This window comes from Streptomyces sp. NPDC056452 (assembly GCF_042796085.1).
Lineage (GTDB): Bacteria > Actinomycetota > Actinomycetes > Streptomycetales > Streptomycetaceae > Streptomyces.
This window is the reverse complement of the sequence record NZ_JBHTRI010000004.1, coordinates 166,851-186,118: the sequence shown is the minus strand read 5'-3', so window position 1 is coordinate 186,118 and position 19,268 is coordinate 166,851. Positions and strand designations below refer to the sequence as shown.

Here is a 19,268-nt window from a genome sequence, read left to right as displayed (position 1 = left end):
AACGCGGGTGGAGCGTCAGGAGACCGGCCTGGAGTCCGTCCACACCGACTCGAACTCCTCGCGGTACGTCTCGAAGAGGCCGTGCTCGCTGTCCTGCCCCGCCCGGACGACCGCGCGCCCGCCGCCCCGCAGCACCAGCACGGGCGCCTCCATGCCGCGTGCGCGCCGCAGATACGGCTGGACGACCCCCACGGCGTCCGGCCCGTCGCCGTCCACCAGGTAGGCCGTGAAGCGCGGCGTCTCGTCGAAGACATGGATCTGGAAGGCGCCCGGATCGCGGAGCTTGGAGCGGACCCGGCGCATGTGGAGGATGTTCATCTCCACGGAGCGGCTCAGCTCGCCCTTCTTGAGGCCCAGTTCCCGCTCCCGGCGCTTGACCGCGCTGCTCGCCGGGTTGATGAACAGCAGCCGGACCCGGCAGCCCGACTCGGCGAGGCGGACCAGCCTGCGCCCCGAGAAGTTCTGCACGAGCAGGTTGAGCCCTATGCCGATCGCGTCCAGCCGTCGTGCGCCGCCGAACAGGTCCTCGGCGGGCAGCTGGCGCTGGAGCCGCACCCGGTCCGGGTGGACGGAGACGACGTCGGCGTACCGGTCGCCGACCAGCTCCTCGACGGCGTCGACGGGCAGCCGGTCGGCGGACGGGACCGCCGCGCCGCTGCCGAGGATCTCCAGGAGCCGGGCGGAGGCGCGTTCCGCCTGGGCCAGGACCGCCTCGTTCAGCGCCCGGTTGCGGGAGACGACGTTGCGCGCCACCTCCAGCTCGTCCAGCGCGAGCTCCACCTCGCGGCGGTCGTCGAAGTACGGCTCGAAGCAGGGCCAGTGCTGGACCATCAGCTCACGCAGCTGCGGCAGCGTGAGGAAGCTGAGGACGTTGTCGTCGGCCGGGTCGAGCAGATAGCCCTTGCGGCGCGAGACCTCGCGAACCGCGACGGCGCGCTGCACCCACTCCTGCCCGGCGGGTCCCGCCGCGGCCACCACCCAGTCCTCGCCGTGCACCGGCTCGTAGATCGGCCGGATCACGGCGGCGACGACGGCACGCAGCCGCTGTTCCACCAGATTCAGCCAGATGTACGCCCGCCCGGCGCGCTGCGCCCGTGTGCGCACCTCGTTCCAGGCGTCCGCGCCCCAGTCCAGTTCCGCACCGATCTCCATGGGCTGCGCCAGGGACACCGCCCCTGGCGGGGCATCGGTCGATTCCCCCTCGTGACCTGCGTCACCTGGGGGCAGCTCGAACCCGCCCGAGCTCACCCGCGTACCGCCTTCCACTCCCCCACCAACGATCAAGGAAGGGTACTCCGGGACCGGGAGCCGGTGCAGCCGGATGCACAGGCTCCTTACTCAACTCCCCTATGCCGCAGGCTTGTTCCTTGTGAAAGGATTGGGCGGAGTGAGGCGATTCATAGGGGTTAGGCACCCCCGCGCATGCCGCATACCGGACGGGAGCGGCTGCCTGTTACCCACGGTCCCTGTACGGGCGACGCCGAAGTGTCCGAAGTTGACCGGTCCGGCGGGGCACGGGCCGACCGGACCCGGCCGCACCGGTCGACGTACTAGGTAGGCGCACTTCTTTCGGGGAGTATTCGGGTCAAGAAGCCCGCAGCACCCGGATCAGAAGTGGAAGAGTCCTATCTATGCAGGTCTGGCCGGGACAGGCGTATCCCCTCGGTGCCACGTACGACGGCGCCGGGACCAACTTCGCGGTCTTCTCGGAGGCCGCCGACCGAATCGAGTTGTGCCTGCTGCACGACGACGGTTCAGAAACGGCGGTGGAACTCCGCGAGACCGATGCCTTCGTCCGTCACGCCTACCTGCCCGGAGTGATGCCGGGTCAGCGGTACGGCTTCCGGGTGCACGGCCCGTACGAGCCGCAGCGCGGGCAGCGCTGCAATTCGGCGAAGCTGCTTCTCGATCCGTACGCGCGTGCGATCTCCGGGCAGATCAAGTGGGGCGAGGCGGTGTACGGCTACCCCTTCGGCCGGCCCGACGCGCGCAATGACCTGGACTCCGCGCCGCACATGATGAGCTCCGTGGTGGTGAACCCGTACTTCGACTGGGGCGACGACCGCCGTCCCCGCACCGACTACCACCGCACGGTGATCTACGAGGCCCATGTGAAGGGCCTGACGATGCTTCACCCGGGCCTGCCCGAGGAGCTGCGCGGCACCTACGCCGGGCTCGCCCACCCGGAGATCATCGCCCACCTCACCGAGCTCGGTGTCACGGCGATCGAGCTGATGCCGGTGCACCAGTTCGTCCAGGACCACCGCCTCGCCGACGCCGGCCTCGCCAACTACTGGGGCTACAACACCATCGGGTTCTTCGCCCCGCACAACGCGTACGCCTCCTGGGGCGACCGCGGCGAGCAGGTGCTCGAGTTCAAACAAGCCGTGCGGGCACTTCACCAGGCCGGCATCGAGGTGATCCTCGACGTCGTCTACAACCACACCGCCGAGGGCAACCACCTGGGGCCGACGCTCTCGTTCCGGGGTCTGGACAACGCCTCGTACTACCGGCTGGCCGACGACCAGCGGTACTACATGGACACCACGGGCACCGGGAACTCCCTGCTGATGCGGTCGCCGCACGTCCTGCAGCTGATCATGGACTCCCTGCGGTACTGGGTGACCGAGATGCATGTGGACGGCTTCCGCTTCGATCTCGCCGCGACGCTGGCACGCCAGTTCCACGAGGTGGACCGGCTGTCGTCGTTCTTCGACCTGGTGCAGCAGGATCCGGTGGTCAGCCAGGTGAAGCTGATCGCCGAGCCGTGGGACGTGGGCGAGGGCGGCTACCAGGTGGGCAACTTCCCGCCGCTGTGGACCGAGTGGAACGGCAAGTACCGCGACACGGTGCGGGACCTGTGGCGGGGCGAGCCCCGGACGCTCGCCGAGTTCGCGGGGCGGCTCACCGGGTCCTCCGACCTGTACCAGGACGACGGCAGACGCCCTCTGGCCTCCATCAACTTCACCACCTGCCACGACGGCTTCACGCTGAACGACCTGGTCTCGTACAACGACAAGCGCAACGACGCGAACGGCGAGGGCAACCGGGACGGCGAGAGCCACAACCGCTCCTGGAACTGCGGTGCGGAGGGCGAGACGGAGGACAAGGAGGTCCAGGAGCTGCGCAGCCGTCAGATGCGCAACTTCATCGCCACGCTGATGCTCTCCCAGGGCGTCCCGATGCTCAGCCACGGCGACGAGTTCGCCCGCACCCAGCTGGGCAACAACAACGCCTACTGCCAGGACAACGAGCTCTCGTGGGTCCACTGGCCCGATCCGGCCGCCGCGGTCGCGCAGGACGGCGACGGAGACGGTGCGGGCACCGGCGGCACGGACACGAGTCTGCTGGAGTTCACCCGGTCCATGGTCTGGCTGCGCCGGGACCACCCGGTCTTCCGACGCAGGCGCTTCTTCCACGGCCGCCCGGTGGAGGGAACGCACGACGAGCTCTCCGACATCGCCTGGTTCACCCCCAGGGGTGAGGAGATGACGCAGCGGGACTGGCAGGCCGCGCACGCCAAGGCCATGACGGTCTTCCTGAACGGCCATGCGATCTCGGAGCCGGGACCGCGCGGCGAGCGGATCTCCGACGACTCGTTCCTGCTGATGTTCAACGCGGGCGCCGACACCCTGGAATTCGCCGTTCCGATGAACCACGGGAGGCAGTGGCAGGTCGTCGTGGACACGGGCATCCCGGACGGAGTGGCGCCGGGCGCGGGTCCCAAGGTGTCCGCGGGTGACCGGGTGACGCTCATCGGGCGCAGCCTGACGGTGCTCAAGCGCCCGGCGTAGGCCAATGGTGTGCCCGGGGCGACTCGGGCACCGCCGGTGGAGCCCTGGTACGTGGTCGGGTGACACAGATGCCGTCAGGCTGGGTACGTACGTGTCCATGACGCCCACCGCCACGTACCGGCTCCAGCTCCAACCGGACTTCCCGTTCGCCGCAGCCGGACAAGCCGTGCCGTACATCGCCGCGCTCGGCGTCTCCCATCTGCATCTGTCCCCCGTCCTGGAGGCCGTGCCCGGCTCCGGGCACGGCTACGACGTCGTCGACCACGGCCGGGTGCGGGCCGAGCTCGGCGGGGAGGAGGGGCTGCGGCAGCTGGCCGCCACGGCCCGCGCGCACGGTCTCGGGCTGATCCTGGACATCGTGCCCAATCACATGGCCGCCTCGCCCAGGCACAACCGGCAGCTGTGGGAGGTCCTGCGGGAGGGACCGCTGTCGCCGTACGCCCACTGGTTCGACATCGACTGGGCGGCGGGCGGCGGCAAGGTGCTGCTGCCCGTGCTCGCGGGGCGGATCGGCGACGAAGCGGGCCGCTTCGAGGTCGGCGCCCGCGACGACGGCTCACCGGTGCTGCGCTACGGCGACCAGGAGTTCCCGCTGCGCGAGGGCACCGCGGACCTGCCCCTGCCGGAGCTCCTTGCCGCCCAGCACTACCGGCTCGCCTGGTGGCGACTGGCCCGTACGGAACTCAACTACCGGCGGTTCTTCACCATCTCCGACCTGATCGGCGTCCGTGTCGAGCACCCGGAGGTCTTCGCCGCCACCCACGGCAAGGTCCTCGAACTGGTCGGTGACGGGGTCCTCGACGGTCTGCGCATCGACCATCCGGACGGCCTCGCCGACCCCGCCGCGTACCTGGAGCGGCTCAGCGGGGCGACCGGCGGGCGGTGGACCGTGGTCGAGAAGATCCTCACCGGCTCCGAACCCCTGCCCGCCGGCTGGGCGGTCGCGGGGACGACCGGCTACGACGCGCTGCACCGGATCGACGGTCTGTTCACCGACCCGATGGGCGCGGCGGACCTGCTCGGCCGCTACCGCGACTTCGCGGGCCCGCCCGGCGACCGCGGCGGCTACTGGACCGCGACCGTCCGCCGGGCGGCGTACCGCGTCGTCACCCATGAGCTCGCCGCGGAGACGGAGTGGCTGACCCGCCTCGCCGTGCAGGCGTGCGCAGGGGACCCCGCACTCGTGGACCACGCGCCGTGGGCCCTGCACACGGCGGTGCGCGAGCTGCTCGTCCGGGTCCCGGTCTACCGTCCGTACGTCACGGCGGGCGGCCCGCTCACGGAGGTCGCGGAGTCAGCCCTTCCGGCGGAGGCGGTCCAGGACGCCAAGGCGGTCTTCTCCGTACCGCAGGAGGCGGCGGCCGTGGACGTGGTGCGGGACCTGGCGCTGGGCCGGCTCGGCGACGGGCCGGAGCACACGGCCTTCTGCGCCCGGTTCGCGCAGACGGCGTCCGCGCTGCACGCCAAGTCGGTGGAGGACACCGCGTTCTACCGCTACGTTCCGCTGATCTCGGCGACCGAGGTGGGGGGCGATCCCGGCCGTCCGGCGGTGAGCCCCGAGGAGTTCCACGCCTTCTGCGCCCGGCTGTCCCGCGACTGGCCGGCCACCGGCACGGTACTCACCACGCACGACACCAAGCGCAGCGGGGACGTACGGGCCCGGATCGCGGTCCTGTCGGAGTGCCCCGAGCGGTGGGCCTCGCTGGTGGCGCAGCTGGCCCGGGCGACGACCGTGTCCGCGCCGGACCCTCAGCTGGCCTGGCAGGCCTGGCAGTCGGCGTACGGCTGCGCGGGCCTGCCGACCGGGGAGATGGCGGGACGGCTGGAGCCCGCGCTGCTGAAGTCCGTACGTGAGGCGGGCCTGTTCACCAGCTGGACGGAGCCGGATCCGGCGTACGAGCATGCGGTGAGCGAGTTCGTCGCGGCGGGTCCGGGCGCCGACACGGGTCAGGCACGGGCGATGATGACGCGGTTCGCCGACACCCTCGCACCCTTCGTGCGCGCCAACGTGCTGGGCGCTGCGCTGGTGCATCTGACGATGCCGGGCGTGCCCGATCTGTACCAGGGCACGGAGCGGGAGTACATCGCCCTGGTCGACCCCGACAACCGCCGGCCGTTCAGCCGGCCTCCGGCCGACGTGCCCGACGAGAAGGCCGGTCTGACCGTGGCGGCGCTGGGGCTGCGGCGGGAGCGGCCCGGGCTCTTCGGCGAGTCGGGCACGTACGCCCCGCTGGCGGCACACGGGCCGGCCGCCGCCCATTGTCTGGCGTTCTGCCGCTCGGGCGAGGCCGTCACGGCGGTGACCAGGCTCTCGCTGAGGCTCGAGGAGGAGGGCGGCTGGGGCGATACGGCGCTGACGCTGCCCGACGAGGGTCCGTGGCACGACCTGCTGTCCCCCGGCCGGGAGTTCACGGGAACCGAGGTCGCGGTGGCCGAACTCTTCGCCGAGCGGCCGGTGGCGCTTCTCGTGAAGGCGGAAGGGGGAGAGTCGTCCCCGGACGCCGGCTGAGCCGCGCCTCTCCTCAGGCCGGGGGTCCGGGCAGGGGGGCGGAGAGCCGGAAGGTCATCCGGCCGAAGCTCACCTGGTCGCCGTCGCGCACGGCGGCCGATCCGATGACCCGCTGACCGTTGACACAGGTGCCGTTCGTCGACCCGAGGTCGCGCAGGATCCACCGGCTGCCGTGCGCGGTCAGTTCGGCGTGCAGTCGCGACACCGTCTCGTGGCTGAGCCGCAGTCCGTTGCCCGGGTCCCGGCCGATACGCAGCGGGTGCGGCCCCGGCACGGGCAGCAGCAGTTTGGGCAGCCGCTCGGACTGCCAGGCCCTGCGCACCCCCGCGGGGAACGCGGAGACACCGCCCACCGCGCGGAAGAGCCTGCGGGACCAGCGCCCGCGGGTCTCCAGGTCGGAGGTGAGCGCCGCCAGCTCCTCGGAGCGCCGTGCTGTCAGGGCCAGTTCCATGCGTCGCAGGAAGGTGTCGTGGGACAGCTTCCCCTGCGCCGCGCCGTCTCTGAGCACCCCGAGGACACGGTCGCGCTGGGCGTCGGACAGCCGCGCGGGGTACGTGTAGGGCTCGAAGGAGGACGTCACGGTACCGATTGTCGGGCCGAGAGGCCTGGGGTGTCCAGAAGGAGCCCGGTTCCGGCCGTTCTGACCTGCGGGGCGGCGGATAAATACCGCACACCGGCCGCACGGATCTTGTTATCGTCACCCGTTGCCGTCGACGGCGGCCTCGACCGTACCCAGGAGCGTTTGTGACCCTTGCCCCATCGGAACTGACCATTCGTCCGCTCACCGGAGCGGACGAGCTCGGTCTCTTCTGCCGTCTTCCGTACGTCCTCGACCACGAGCTCGCCGACGACCTCGCCACCGGCCGCCGCCGCCCCGAGTGGATGTGGGTCGCCCTGCGGGGCGACCGCCTCGTGGCCCGGATCGCCTGGTGGACGGGCCAGGACGGGGGCGCCCCGCAGTTCCTGGACTTCTTCGACCTGGACGACACCCTGCCGGAGCCGGAGCGCGGTGAGATCGGGCTGAAGCTGCTGGAGACGGCGACCGCCGCGGTCGTGCCCGCCGGGGCCGTCCGGCCCGAGTACGGCCGCTACATCCCGCCGGACTGGCGCGAGGACCCCGCGGCGCGCGATGCCGTCGAGGCCCGGATGCGGGTCATGGAGGCGAGCGGCGCGCGGATGCTGGTCGAGCGGCTCCGGCTGGAGTGGCGCTCGGGCACGCCCGTGCCCCAGGACACGGGCCGGCTGGTGTTCCGCCAGGTCACCGGACGCGAGGACCTCGTGGCCCTGATGACCCCGGTGATGGCAGGCACCCTGGACGCCCACGGCCAGGCGGACCTGGCGTCAGGCCTGAGTGCCCGTGAGGCCGCGGAGAAGCAGTACGACGAGGAGTTCGCGGGTCTCAGGACTCCGCAGGAGTGGTGGCGTATCGCCGAGCTGCCGGACGGCGGGCCGGTCGGTTTCGTCATTCCGGCCCGCAACAACTACCACCCCATGATCGCGTACATCGGGGTACTGCCGGCGCACCGCGGGCACGGATACATCGACGACATCCTGGCCGAGGGCACCCGGGTGCTCGCCGCGCAGGACGTGGAGCGCATCAGGGCGAGTACCGACCTCGGGAACGTCCCGATGGCGAAGTCGTTCGAGCGCCTGGGCTACGTCAACTTCGAGCGCTCCTTCGACATGGTGTGGGACTGACGTAAAACGGGTGGACGAGGGGACTCGGGGGCCGTACCGTCGGTGCGGAACCCAGGTCCCGGATGCGGAAGGAGGCGAGTCGGATGCGTACAGCTTCGTTCCCGCGCTCCCGTCCCGTCCGCAGGGCGGTGTCGGACTCGGTCTGACCGGGAGCGCACCACGCTTCTCGTCACGAGTCCCGGAGGACACACCCATGACCGATACGGTCATCCGCGCGCTCACCCAGAGCGACGCACACCTTTTCGATTCCCTGCAGGATCCCCGCCTCGTCGGCCGCGCCGCGTTCGGCCACCGCTACGCCACCGTTCACGACGGCGGCGAGTACCGCCCCGAGTGGACGTGGGTCGCTCTGCGCGACGGCGTCGTCGTCGCCAGGGCGGCCTGGTGGGGCGGCCCCGACGACACCGAGCCCGTGCTGATCAACTACTTCGACTTCGCCGAGGGCGAGGAGAAGGCCGCCGCCGAACTGCTGCGCCGTGCGCCGTGGTCGGTCGAGTACGAGCTGATCGTGCCGGCCGGCTGGCGGGACGCCCCCGAGGTGCGGGCGGCGGCCGGGGCACGGATCGCCGCGGCCGAGGCGGCCGGCATGAAGCTGCTGGTCGAGCGCTACCGCTACGAATGGACGCCCGGGGACGGTCTGCCCGAGCGGCCCGGCCGGCTCGAATTCCGGGAGGAGCCGGACGACGCGGTGATCCTGGACGTCCTGCGGCGGGTCCATTCCGTGACGCTGGACGCCCATGCCCGGCGTGCCATCGAGGGCCCGGGCGGCCTGGAGCAGGCCGCCCGGGAGGAGCTCGACTTCTTCAACTGGTGCCCCTCGCCGCGCTCCTGGTGGCAGCTCGCCCACACCCGGGACGGCGAGCTCGCCGGAATCCACGTTCCGGCGCGCAATCCGGGCGGGCCGTGCGTCGGCTTCATCGGGGTCGTGCCCGAGGCGCGCGGTCACGGCTACGGCTACGACCTGCTCGTGGAGACCACGCACTTCCTGGCCGGCCAGGGTGCGACGTCGGTCGCGGGCGCGACCGACCGGGGCAACACGCCGATGGCTGCCGCGTTCTCGCGGGCCGGCCACCGCATCGTGCAGGAGCGCGTCCACCTGGTGTGAGCCGCCCTGGCCGCCGGGGCGTCAGCCCGTCCCGGCGGCGCGCTGGGCGCTGATCACGTCGCGGTACCAGGCGTACGACTGCTTGGGAGTGCGCCGCAGCGTCTCGTAGTCGATGTGGACCAGGCCGAACCGCTTGCTGGCGCCCTCGGTCCACTCCACGTTGTCCGTCAGCGACCAGGTGAAGTAGCCGCGCACGTCGACGCCCGCGTCGATGGCCGTACGCAGCGCCCCCAGGTGTCCTTCCAGGAAGGCGATGCGCCGGCCGTCGGCGACGGGTTCGTCGACCGCGCAGCCGTTCTCCGTGATGTAGACGGGCGGCAGCCGGTCGCCGAAGCGGCTCTGCAGCTCGCCGAGCGTCTCGGCGAGCCCCTCGGGGACGACGGGCCAGCCGAAGTCGGTCGTGTCGTACCCCTCGATCTCCCTGATTCCGAAGGGGAGTTCGGACGGCATCGTGTAGCCGGAGAAGGAGTCCAGCGCCTCGGGCCTGGGGGCGCCCACGAGGGTGGGGTTGTAGTAGTTCACCCCGTACCAGTCGAGCGGCGTCGAGATCACCTTCAGGTCGTCCTCGACCGGGCCCGGCATCAGGGCGGCGAAGCCCTCGTCGGGGTAGCGGCCGGTGAGGACCGGGTCGGCGAACAGCCAGTTGGTGAGGGTGTCGTAGAGCTCCGCCCCCATGCGGTCCTCCTCGGACTCCCCCGCGGTCCACACGGGCGTGTGGGAGAGGGCGATGCCGATGTTGTCGGCGCCCGCGGCGCGCAGGGCCCGTACGGCCAGCCCGTGGGCCAGCAGTTGGTGGTGGGCGGCGGGCAGCGCGTCGAACAGGAGGGTGCGCCCGGGCGCGTGCTCGCCGAGCGCGTAGCCGAGCATCGTGACCTCGGCCGGCTCGTTGATGGTGATCCACATGGGTACGCGGTCGGCGAGGCGCTCCGCGACGATTCCCGCGTACTCGGCGAAGCGGTAGGCGGTGTCCCGGTTGAGCCAGCCGCCGGCCTCGTCCAGCGGGAGCGGGGTGTCCCAGTGGTAGAGCGTCGGGGCGGGGGTGATGCCGTGGGCGCAGAGTTCGTCGACGAGCCGGTCGTAGAAGTCCAGCCCCGCGGGGTTGAGCGCGCCGCTGCCGCCCGGCACGACGCGGGGCCAGCTGATGGAGAAGCGGAAGGCGTCCGCGCCGAGTCCGGCGAGCAGGGCGACGTCCTCGCGGTAGTGCTCGTGGAAGCCGGTACCGCGGGTGGTGTCGGTGCCGTCCTTGATGCGGCCGGGTTGCGCGGCGAAGGCGTCCCAGCCGGAGGGCCCCTTGCCGTCGGCGTCGAACGCTCCTTCGGTCTGGAAAGCGGACGCGGAGGCTCCCCAGAGGAATCCGGGTGGGAACGTCGGCACGGTCATCTCGGCCTCCAGCAGCCGTAAGGGGGACCTTGGATTACTGCCCGGGTTCCCTACGTATGAGCAGAACCCGGTAGGGCAATGATCAGGACCAGACCCTAATCGCCGACAAGGGGCTCACTCCAGTCTCCCGGGGCCCCGAGTGCGACTTCGGCCGATCATTGGGCCCGTTGCAGGGCATCCGGTTCATGGACGAGGAGTGGTGAATGCAGTTCGAGGTGTGGGCCCCGCGAACCGAGTCGGCCGTGCTGCGGACCGCGGGCGGACTGCAGCCCATGGAGCGCGATCCGCTGCGGGAGGGCTGGTGGACGGCCGAGGCCGAGGCGGCCGACGGTGACCGCTACGGCTTCGTGCTCGACGACGGTCCCGTGCTCCCCGATCCGCGTTCGCGCCGCCAGCCGGACGGTCCCGACGGCGAGAGCGCGGTCGTGGACCCGGCCGCGTACGCCTGGCGCAACGAGTGGGCCGGGCGCGGGCTGCCGGGCGCCGTCCTGTACGAGCTGCACATCGGTACGTTCACGCAGGCCGGTACGTTCGACGCCGCGGCCGAGCGCCTCGGGCATCTCGTGGAGCTCGGTGTCACCCATGTGTCGCTGATGCCCGTCTGCCCCTTCCCCGGAACCCATGGCTGGGGGTACGAGGGGGTGTCGCTGTGGGCCGTGCACGAGCCGTACGGCGGCCCGGACGGACTGAAGCGCTTTGTCGACACGGCGCACGGCCTGGGTCTCGCGGTCGTCCTGGACGTGGTCCACAACCACCTCGGCCCCTCGGGCAACTACCTCCCGGCCTTCGGCCCGTACTTCACCGACACGCACCACACGCCCTGGGGCTCGGCCGTCAACCTCGACGCCCCGGGCTCGGACGAGGTCCGCTCGTACCTGCTGGGGAGCGCGCTGGCCTGGCTGCGGGACTACCGGCTCGACGGGCTGCGGCTGGACGCCGTCCACGCACTGGCCGACGGCCGGGCGCTCACCTTCCTGGAGGAGCTGTCCGGGGCCGTCGACGCCCTGGCCGCCGAGCTCGGCCGGCCGCTCTCCCTGATCGCCGAGTCCGACCTCTGCGATCCGCGCACGACCACCCCGCGCGAGGAGGGCGGCCTCGGGCTGCACGCCCAGTGGAACGACGACTTCCACCACTGTCTGCACACCGCGCTCACCGGCGAGTCCACGGGCTACTACGCCGACTTCGCCACCGCCCCGCTGGCCGCCCTCGCCAAGACCGTCACCGGTGCGTTCTTCCACAACGGTACGTACTCGAGCTTCCGGGGCCGTACGCACGGCCGTCCCGTCGACGTCACCCGCACCCCCGCCCACCGCTTCGTCGGCTACGCCCAGACCCACGACCAGATCGGCAACCGGGCCCTCGGCGACCGGCTCGCCGCCACCCTCTCCCCCGGGCTCCAGGCCTGCGCGGCGGCCCTCGTGCTCACCGGCCCCTTCACCCCGATGCTCTTCATGGGTGAGGAGTGGGGCGCCCGTACACCGTGGCAGTTCTTCACCGACCACACCGACCCGGAGCTCGCCCGGGCCGTACGCGACGGCAGGCGGCGTGAGTTCGCGGCGCACGGCTGGGCCCAGGAGGACATCCCCGACCCGCAGGACCCGCTCACCCGTGCCCGCTCCTGCCTCGACTGGAGCGAACCCGAGCGCGAACCGCACGCCCGCATCCAGGCCTGGTACCGCGAGCTGATCGCGCTGCGCGGGGCCATGCCCGACCTCTCCGATCCCGATCTGGCGTCCGTCCGGACGGCGTACGACGAGGAGGCGCGCTGGCTGGCGTTCCGCAGGGGCGATCTGCGGGTCGCGGTCAACCTCTCGGGGAAGCCGGCCACCATTCCGCTGGGCGGCGGCCGTCACCGCACCGGCGGGGGCAGGGTGCTGGCCGCCTGGGATCCGGTCGACGCACCGGGCGGCGACGGGCTGCTGCACCTGCCGCCGGAGTCATGTGTGGTTCTGGCCGACGACTGAACAAGCCCCTTGTCTTCGGGTGCACTTCAACTCGTAGCTTCACCACTGAGCAACGGGAACAAGCGAAGGGGACCCAATGAAGCAGCGATTCCTCGGCCGTTCGGGGCTGCGCGTCAGTGAGCTCTGCCTGGGGGCCATGACCTTCGGCCAGGACACCGACGAGGCGAGCGCCCACCGGATCCTGGATGTCTTCACGGAGGCGGGCGGGACGTTCATCGACACCGCGGACGTCTACCACCGCGGTGTCTCCGAGGAGATCGTCGGCCGCTGGCTGAAGGGCCGCAGGCGGGACGATCTCGTCGTCGCCACCAAGGTGTTCGGAACGATGGGCGAGGCGCCCAACGCGGGCGGGCTGAGCCGGAAGCACATCGTGTCGGCCGTGGAGGCGAGCCTGCGGCGGCTCGGCACGGAGTACATCGACCTCTACCAGACCCATGTGTGGGACGCCACGACGCCCGTCGAGGAGACCCTCTCGACGCTCGACACCCTGGTGACGTCGGGAAAGGTGCGCTATCTCGGCGCGAGCAACCTCTCCGCCTCCCAGCTCCAGCGCGCGCAGGACCTGGCCGGGCGGAACGGCTGGGAGCGCTACGTGAGCCTCCAGCCGCTCTACAACCTGCTGGCCCGCGAGCTGGAGTGGGAGCTCGTCCCGGTGAGCCTCGCGGAGGGCGTCGGCATCATCCCGTGGAGCCCGCTCCAGGGCGGCTGGCTGACCGGGAAGTACCGGCGGGGCATGACGGCCGCGGCGCCCGGCACCCGCGAGGCCCGCTACCAGGAGGAGCTGGGCCGCGAGGCCTGGCGGGAGCGGGACAACGAGGAGACCTGGCGGGTCGTCGAAGCGCTGGTGGCGGTCGCCGAGGAGGCGGGGCGCACCCCCGCACAGGTGGCGCTGCGCTGGCTCCTCGGCCGCCCCGGCGTGACCGCACCGATCATCGGGGCCCGCACGGTCGAGCAGCTGACCGACAATCTGGGCGCCGTGGGCTGGGACCTGACGCCGGATCAGGAGACGCGGCTGGACGAGGCCGGCGCGCGTCCGCTGCCCTACCCGTACGACGTGCTGCACCGCTTCCGCGACCGTGAGCCGCAGGACTGATCAGTCGACGACCGCCAGCTCGCGCGGGGTGTTGTTGAGCCGCCGGCCGGCGTCCTCGGCGACGGTGACGATGTCCTCGATCCGGACGCCGAAGCGGCCCGGGAGGTAGATGCCGGGCTCCACCGAGAAGCACATGCCGGGTACCAGCGGCTGCTCCTCGCCCTCGATCATGTAGGGCGGCTCATGGGTGGTGACACCGATGCCGTGGCCGGTGCGGTGGATGAAGCGCTCGCCGTAGCCGAACTCGGTGACGACGGCGCGCGCCGCCCGGTCGATCTCCTGGCAGGCGACGCCGGGACGCACCGCGCGGAAACCCGCCTCCTGCGCCTCCCGTACGACGTCGTGCACCCGCTGCTCCTCCGCGGTGGGTGCGCCGACGTGCACCGTACGGGAGGTGTCCGAGCCGTAGCCGTCCTTGAGGCCGCCGAAGTCGAGGACGACCATGTCGCCCTGCTCGATGGTGCGGTCTCCGGCCTCGTGGTGCGGGTTGGCGCCGTTCGGACCGGAGCCGACGACGGTGAAGTCGACCTGCGCATGGCCGAATTCGAGAAGCAGGGCGGAGAGATCCGCGGCCACGTCGGTCTCCTTCCGGCCGGAGAAGCGGACCTTCAGAATCTTTTCGTACGTGGCGTCGGCGGCGGCCCCCGCCGCGGCGAGCCGCTCCAGCTCGGCTGCGTCCTTGACCGCGCGCAGCATCGGCAGGGCGGCGGTGAGGGAGGCGTACGAGGTGGCGGGAAGGAGCTCCTGCAGCGCGAGCAGGTGCAGTGCCCAGGCGTTGTCGCTGACCCCGAACCGGCCCTTGTCGCCGAGCAGTTCGGCGGTCAGGGCGTACGGGTCCGCGGCGTCGGTCCAGTCCCGCAGGGTGAGGACGGGGGCGCCGACGGCACGCTCGGCGTCCGCGGCCTCCAGGGCCGGGACGACGAGGACGGGGTCGTGGCCCGCCCTGATGACGAGCAGGGTGAGGCGTTCGGTGGCGGCGGTCGGCCGGTATCCGGTGAGGTGGACCAGGTCGGGGCCCGGCGCCACGAGGACACCCGCGAGGCCTGCGGCGTCGGCGGACTCGGCCGCCCGGGTCATCCGGGCCCTGTAGTCGTCGGCGGTGAAGGGTACGGGCTGGTCGGAGCTGGACATGACGGACCTCCTGGCGGGGCGACGCGGCACACAGCATCCTGCCCGTACGTGCCGGTGGATGCGAACGCATTCGGAACGCGGCGCGGGGTCGTGCGACCGGACCGTCCCGGTCGCGACGCCGGGCGGTCGACGGCGGCCCGGTCGCGACCCCGTCCGGGCGGGGGCCCGGAGGTGTCAGGGCGTGTCCGGCAGCCGCACGACCAGGTCGGCGCGGTCGCGGTACCGCTCCACCAGCCGGGCGTTGGGTTCGTCGGACCGGGCGACCCAGCGCTCCGCGTACGGGCGCGGCTTGCCGAACCGCACGTGCCGGTCGACGAGCCTGCGCGTCCGCAGCGCGGGGTCGACGTCGACGAACCACACCTCGTCGAGCAGCCCGCGCACCGGCGCCCAGGGCCCCTCGGCCAGGAGCAGGTAGTTGCCCTCGGTCACCACGAGCGGGGTGTCCTGGGGGACGGGTACCGCCCCGGCGATCGGTTCCTCCAGGCTCCGGTCGAACGCCGGCGCGTACACCGGGCCCGGCCCTTCGGCGAGGCGCAGCCGCCGGAGCAGGGCCGCGTACCCGGCGGCGTCGAAGGTGTCGGGGGCTCCCTTGCGGTCGGCACGGCCGAGGCGCTCCAGCTCGGCGCCGGCCAGATGGAAACCGTCCATCGGGACGAGGACGGCGTGTCCTTCGAGCGCCTCGACGAGCAGGGCGGCCAGGGTGGACTTCCCGGCTCCGGGCGGTCCCGCGATGCCGAGGATGTGGCGCCTGCCGGAGGCGGCGAGGCGGCGGGCGCGGACCGTCAGCTCGGTGAAGTCGCTCGTGACCATGCGGGGCATTGTCCCCGGGCGCAGCGGGACAGCGTTAGTGTTACGTATAACCGACGCGCGCAGCCGTCCAGGCGCGCCACAGCCGTCCAGACGTGAATGTCCGTCCACTCGAGGAACCCGAGGCCCCCCATGTCCCACATCGCCCTGGTCACCCTGGTCGTCCGCGACTACGACGAGGCTCTCTCCTTCTACACGGACGCTCTCGGATTCGAGCTCGTGGAGGACACGGACCGGGGCGACGGCTCGCGCTGGGTCGTCGTGCGCCCGCGCGGCACACAGGGCACGGGGCTGCTGCTGGCGCGCGCGAAGGGCGAAGCCCAGCTGGCAGCCGTCGGGGCGCAGACGGGCGGCCGGGTCGGCCTCTTCCTGCACACCGAGGACTTCGCGGGCGACCACGAGCGGATGCGGGCCGCCGGGGTCCGCTTCCTGGAGGAACCGCGCCACGAGGTGTACGGCTCGGTCGCGGTCTTCGAGGACCTGTACGGCAACCGGTGGGACCTGCTGCAGCCCGCCTGAGCCGGGCCGGGGGCTGCGCGGGCTGCCACGGTCCGTGCACGCCCGCGGGCTACGCCAGCCCCGCCGCCGACCCCAGCGCGTCCAGGACCGGCCTGATCAGCGGATGCCCCTCGGCGCCCTGCCGCACGGCGGCGAAGACCCGTCGTGTCGGGGCGCTGCCCTCCACGGGCCGTACGACGACACCGCCGAGATCCATACCGCGCAGCGCCGAGCGGGGCACCAGCGCCACCCCGGCGCCCGCCCCGGCCAGGGCGACCACCGCGTGGAAGTCGTCCGACGAGTGCTCCAGCTGGGGTTCGAACCCCGCGTACTCGCAGGCCAGGACCACCACGTCATGGCAGGGGTTGCCGGGGTACGGGCCGATCCACGGGTCCTTGGCGAGGTCGGCGACGGCGACGTGCTCCTGTCCGGCGAGGCGGTGGCCGACCGGCAGCACCGCGTCGAAGGGCTCGGAGTAGAGCGGCACCCGCGTCAGACGCCGGTCGTCGTCACCGGGCGCGCCCCGGTACTCGACGGCGACCGCCACGTCGACCTGCCGGTCCAGCACCATCGGCACGCTGGCGTCGCCCTCGGCATCCTGCACACGGACCCGGATACCGGGGGCGGTACGCGTCAGCTCGGCGATGGCGGGGGCCAGGACGAGGCCGATGCCCGTGGCGAACGCGGCGACCGTGACCGTGCCCGCCACGCCTGTGCTGTAGGCGGCGAGCTCCGCCTCCGCCCGCTCCAGCTGGGCGAGCACCGCGTTGGCGTGGGTCAGCAGGATCTCCCCTGCCGCGGTGAGCCTGGCACCGCGCGCACCGCGCTCGACCAGGCGGTGTCCGGTCTCCTGCTCCAGCGCGGCGAGCTGCTGGGAGACGGCGGAGGGAGTGAGGTAGAGCGCGGCGGCTGCCGCGGTCACCGTGCGGTGGTCTGCCACCGCGCGGAGAATGCGCAGCCGCCGTGCATCGATCATGCGCTCATTGTCCCAGGTCGCGGGAGACCGGCGACTACTCCCCCAGCGCGGCCCGCGCGTCGACGAACGCGTCCACCGCGCGGTTGACGTCGTCCGTGGAGTGGGCGGCGGAGAGCTGGACGCGGATGCGCGCGGCTCCCTGCGGGACGACGGGGTACGAGAACCCGATCACGTACACACCGCGCTCCAGGAGCAGCTCCGCCATCCGGCCTGCCTTCGCCGCGTCCCCGATCATCACGGGGGCGATGGCGTGGTCACCGGGCAGGATGTCGAAGCCCTCCGCCGTCATCCGGGACCGGAAGAGCGCGGTGTTGGCGTTGAGCCGCTCGCGCAGGTCGCCGGCGGACTCCAGCAGGTCGATGACCTTGAGGGAGGCGGCGGCGATGACCGGGGCGAGCGAGTTGGAGAAGAGGTACGGGCGCGAGCGCTGGCGCAGCAGGGCGACGATCTCCGCGCGCGCCGCGACGTAACCGCCGGAGGCGCCGCCCAGCGCCTTGCCGAGCGTGCCGGTGATGATGTCGACGCGGTCCATGACGCCGTGCAGCTCGGGGGTGCCGCGGCCGCCGGGCCCGACGAAGCCGACGGCGTGCGAGTCGTCGACCATGACCATGGCGCCGTAGCGGTCGGCAAGGTCGCAGATCTCCGCGAGCGGGGCGACGTAGCCGTCCATGGAGAAAACGCCGTCGGTGACGACGAGGCGCCGCCGGGCACCGGAGGCCTCCTTGAGCTGCTGCTCCAGGTCGGCCATGTCGCGGTTGGCGTAGCGGTAGCGCTTCGCCTTGGAGAGGCGGATGCCGTCGATGATGGAGGCGTGGTTGAGGGCGTCGGAGATCACCGCGTCCTCGGGGCCGAGGAGGGTCTCGAAGACACCGCCGTTGGCGTCGAAGCAGGAGGAGTAGAGGATCGTGTCCTCCTGGCCGAGGAAGGCCGAAAGGCGCTGCTCCAGCTCCTTGTGGACCTCCTGGGTGCCGCAGATGAAGCGGACGGACGCGAGCCCGTAGCCCCAGCGGTCCAGCGCCTCGTGGGCTGCGGCGACGACCTCGGGGTGGTCGGCGAGGCCCAGGTAGTTGTTGGCGCAGAAGTTGAGGACCTCGCCCGGGCGCCCGCCGGAGGTGACACCGACGGTGGCGGACTGCGGGGTCCCGATCACCCGCTCGGGCTTCTGGAGTCCGGCGTCCCTGATCTCGTCGAGGGTCAGGCGCAGGTCGTCGCGTACGGAGTCGAACATGAAGGATGTCTCCCAGGTGGGTACGGGCCGGGGGTACGAGGTGGGGGTTGCGGGTCAGGCGGCCCAGTCGAGCAGGACCTTGCCGCCGAGGCCGCTCGCGGCGTCGTCGAAGGCGGCTTCGAAGTCGCGGTATCCGTACCGTCCGGTGATCACGGGGGCGAGGTCGAGTCCGCCCTCCAGCAGGACGGACATGGCGTACCAAGTCTCGTACATCTCACGGCCGTAGATGCCCTTGATGGTGAGCATCGAGGTGACGACGCGGGACCAGTCGACGGGGAATTCGGTGGCCGGCAGTCCGAGCATGGCGATGCGGCCGCCGTGCGTCATGTTCGCGATCATGTCCTGCATCGCCTCGGGGCGGCCGGACATCTCCAGACCGATGTCGAAGCCCTCGCGCAGGCCGAGGTGGCGCTGGCCGTCGGCGATGGTCTCCTTGCTCACGTCGAGGGCGAGGCTGACGCCGACCTTCCTGGCCAGTTCGAGACGGGCCTCGCTGACGTCGGTGATGACGACGCTGCGGGCTCCCGCGTGGCGGGCGACGGCGGCGGCCATGATGCCGATCGGTCCCGCGCCGGTGATCAGCACGTCCTCGCCGACCAGCGGGAACGACAGCGCGGTGTGCACGGCGTTGCCGAACGGGTCGAAGATCGCGGCGATGTCGAGGTCCACCTTGTCCCGGTGCACCCACACGTTGGAGGCGGGCAGCGAGAGGTACTCGGCGAACGCCCCGTCCCGGCCGACGCCGAGGCCGAGGGTGGAGCGGCAGAGGTGGCGCCGTCCGGCCAGACAGTTGCGGCACTTTCCGCAGACCAGGTGGCCTTCGCCGCTGACCAGGTCACCGATCTTGATGTCGACGACGTCGGCGCCGAGGTCCGCGACCTCGCCGACGAACTCGTGGCCCAGGACCAGCGGGGTGCGCACGGCCTGCTGCGCCCAGCCGTCGTAGTTCCGGATGTGCAGGTCGGTGCCGCAGATTCCGGTGCGCAGGACCTTGATCAGCACGTCTGCGGGGCCGATCTCCGGCTCCGGCACGTCCATCAGCCAGAGTCCCGGCTCGGCCTTGTGCTTCACGAGTGCCTTCACGG

The 19,268-nt window shown here is 71.9% G+C and carries 15 protein-coding genes; 7 read left to right on the top strand and 8 right to left on the bottom strand.

What is annotated here, in order from left to right:
• Window positions 1-15: 15 nt before the first annotated feature.
• A complete protein-coding gene (locus ACFQ6X_RS05995; protein WP_383176561.1) occupies window positions 16-1,248 on the bottom strand; it encodes an SAV2148 family HEPN domain-containing protein in 1,233 nt (410 codons plus the stop codon).
• A 383-nt stretch (window positions 1,249-1,631) separates the two neighbouring features.
• Between ACFQ6X_RS05995 and glgX the strand changes: the two genes are divergently transcribed.
• Together glgX and treY are read left to right on the top strand one after the other, a co-directional pair.
• Window positions 1,632-3,794: a glycogen debranching protein GlgX gene (glgX, locus tag ACFQ6X_RS05990; RefSeq protein WP_383176558.1), complete on the top strand. Its 2,163-nt coding sequence runs from the start codon at window positions 1,632-1,634 to the stop codon at window positions 3,792-3,794.
• Between the two features lie 97 nt (window positions 3,795-3,891).
• Window positions 3,892-6,303: a malto-oligosyltrehalose synthase gene (treY, locus tag ACFQ6X_RS05985; protein ID WP_383176555.1), complete on the top strand. Its 2,412-nt coding sequence runs from the start codon at window positions 3,892-3,894 to the stop codon at window positions 6,301-6,303.
• 13 nt (window positions 6,304-6,316) lie between these two features.
• Here the strand turns inward: treY and ACFQ6X_RS05980 are convergent, their stop codons facing one another.
• Entirely contained in the window at window positions 6,317-6,883 is a 567-nt protein-coding gene (locus tag ACFQ6X_RS05980) for a DUF1707 and FHA domain-containing protein (protein WP_329206252.1), read from the bottom strand.
• Between the two features lie 164 nt (window positions 6,884-7,047).
• On the opposite strand from ACFQ6X_RS05980, the gene ACFQ6X_RS05975 reads away from it, so the two are divergent.
• Together ACFQ6X_RS05975 and ACFQ6X_RS05970 are read left to right on the top strand one after the other, a co-directional pair.
• Window positions 7,048-8,001, top strand: coding sequence for a GNAT family N-acetyltransferase (locus ACFQ6X_RS05975; protein ID WP_383176551.1), 954 nt, complete (start codon window positions 7,048-7,050; stop codon window positions 7,999-8,001).
• A gap of 193 nt (window positions 8,002-8,194) precedes the next feature.
• Complete coding sequence (locus ACFQ6X_RS05970; RefSeq protein ID WP_383176548.1) at window positions 8,195-9,106, top strand: GNAT family N-acetyltransferase; 912 nt, start codon at window positions 8,195-8,197, stop codon at window positions 9,104-9,106.
• A 21-nt stretch (window positions 9,107-9,127) separates the two neighbouring features.
• Here ACFQ6X_RS05970 and ACFQ6X_RS05965 read toward each other — a convergent pair whose 3' ends face one another.
• Window positions 9,128-10,486 carry a GH1 family beta-glucosidase gene (locus ACFQ6X_RS05965; protein ID WP_383176545.1) on the bottom strand — a complete coding sequence of 453 codons (1,359 nt, stop codon included), beginning with the start codon at window positions 10,484-10,486 and terminating at the stop codon, window positions 9,128-9,130.
• A 203-nt stretch (window positions 10,487-10,689) separates the two neighbouring features.
• On the opposite strand from ACFQ6X_RS05965, the gene treZ reads away from it, so the two are divergent.
• Window positions 10,690-12,450, top strand: coding sequence for a malto-oligosyltrehalose trehalohydrolase (gene treZ, locus ACFQ6X_RS05960; protein WP_383176543.1), 1,761 nt, complete (start codon window positions 10,690-10,692; stop codon window positions 12,448-12,450).
• A gap of 76 nt (window positions 12,451-12,526) precedes the next feature.
• Window positions 12,527-13,543, top strand: a complete 1,017-nt coding sequence (locus ACFQ6X_RS05955; protein WP_383176540.1) for an aldo/keto reductase — start codon at window positions 12,527-12,529, stop codon at window positions 13,541-13,543.
• On the opposite strand, the gene ACFQ6X_RS05950 is transcribed toward ACFQ6X_RS05955, so the two are convergent.
• On the bottom strand, window positions 13,544-14,674 hold the full coding sequence (locus ACFQ6X_RS05950; RefSeq protein ID WP_383176537.1) for an aminopeptidase P family protein: 1,131 nt from the start codon (window positions 14,672-14,674) through the stop codon (window positions 13,544-13,546). It lies immediately after the preceding gene.
• Between the two features lie 174 nt (window positions 14,675-14,848).
• Window positions 14,849-15,484 carry a nucleoside/nucleotide kinase family protein gene (locus tag ACFQ6X_RS05945; RefSeq protein ID WP_383176534.1) on the bottom strand — a complete coding sequence of 212 codons (636 nt, stop codon included), beginning with the start codon at window positions 15,482-15,484 and terminating at the stop codon, window positions 14,849-14,851.
• A gap of 129 nt (window positions 15,485-15,613) precedes the next feature.
• On the opposite strand from ACFQ6X_RS05945, the gene ACFQ6X_RS05940 reads away from it, so the two are divergent.
• Window positions 15,614-16,000: a VOC family protein gene (locus ACFQ6X_RS05940; protein WP_383176531.1), complete on the top strand. Its 387-nt coding sequence runs from the start codon at window positions 15,614-15,616 to the stop codon at window positions 15,998-16,000.
• 49 nt (window positions 16,001-16,049) lie between these two features.
• On the opposite strand, the gene ACFQ6X_RS05935 is transcribed toward ACFQ6X_RS05940, so the two are convergent.
• Genes ACFQ6X_RS05935 through tdh form a run of 3 tightly spaced genes read right to left on the bottom strand, consistent with a single transcriptional unit; the run spans window position 16,050 to window position 19,266 of the window.
• On the bottom strand, window positions 16,050-16,955 hold the full coding sequence (locus tag ACFQ6X_RS05935) for a LysR family transcriptional regulator (protein WP_383176528.1): 906 nt from the start codon (window positions 16,953-16,955) through the stop codon (window positions 16,050-16,052).
• A gap of 34 nt (window positions 16,956-16,989) precedes the next feature.
• Window positions 16,990-18,183, bottom strand: coding sequence for a glycine C-acetyltransferase (locus tag ACFQ6X_RS05930; protein WP_383176525.1), 1,194 nt, complete (start codon window positions 18,181-18,183; stop codon window positions 16,990-16,992).
• A gap of 54 nt (window positions 18,184-18,237) precedes the next feature.
• The gene (tdh, locus tag ACFQ6X_RS05925) at window positions 18,238-19,266 is read right to left on the bottom strand and encodes an L-threonine 3-dehydrogenase (RefSeq protein ID WP_383176522.1); all 1,029 of its coding nucleotides are present in this window, start codon (window positions 19,264-19,266) and stop codon (window positions 18,238-18,240) included.
• Between the last annotated feature and the right edge of the window lie 2 nt (window positions 19,267-19,268).

Bases quoted from the DNA above. Each gene is read 5' to 3' on its own strand.
- glgX (WP_383176558.1), top strand. From the start codon at position 1,632: ATGCAGGTCTGGCCGGGACAGGCGTATCCCCTCGGTGCCACGTACGAC.
- treY (WP_383176555.1), top strand. From the start codon at position 3,892: ATGACGCCCACCGCCACGTACCGGCTCCAGCTCCAACCGGACTTCCCG.
- ACFQ6X_RS05970 (WP_383176548.1), top strand. From the start codon at position 8,195: ATGACCGATACGGTCATCCGCGCGCTCACCCAGAGCGACGCACACCTT.
- ACFQ6X_RS05965 (WP_383176545.1), bottom strand. From the start codon at position 10,486: ATGACCGTGCCGACGTTCCCACCCGGATTCCTCTGGGGAGCCTCCGCG.
- treZ (WP_383176543.1), top strand. From the start codon at position 10,690: ATGCAGTTCGAGGTGTGGGCCCCGCGAACCGAGTCGGCCGTGCTGCGG.
- ACFQ6X_RS05955 (WP_383176540.1), top strand. From the start codon at position 12,527: ATGAAGCAGCGATTCCTCGGCCGTTCGGGGCTGCGCGTCAGTGAGCTC.
- ACFQ6X_RS05950 (WP_383176537.1), bottom strand. From the start codon at position 14,674: ATGTCCAGCTCCGACCAGCCCGTACCCTTCACCGCCGACGACTACAGG.
- ACFQ6X_RS05945 (WP_383176534.1), bottom strand. From the start codon at position 15,484: ATGGTCACGAGCGACTTCACCGAGCTGACGGTCCGCGCCCGCCGCCTC.
- ACFQ6X_RS05940 (WP_383176531.1), top strand. From the start codon at position 15,614: ATGTCCCACATCGCCCTGGTCACCCTGGTCGTCCGCGACTACGACGAG.
- ACFQ6X_RS05935 (WP_383176528.1), bottom strand. From the start codon at position 16,955: ATGATCGATGCACGGCGGCTGCGCATTCTCCGCGCGGTGGCAGACCAC.
- ACFQ6X_RS05930 (WP_383176525.1), bottom strand. From the start codon at position 18,183: ATGTTCGACTCCGTACGCGACGACCTGCGCCTGACCCTCGACGAGATC.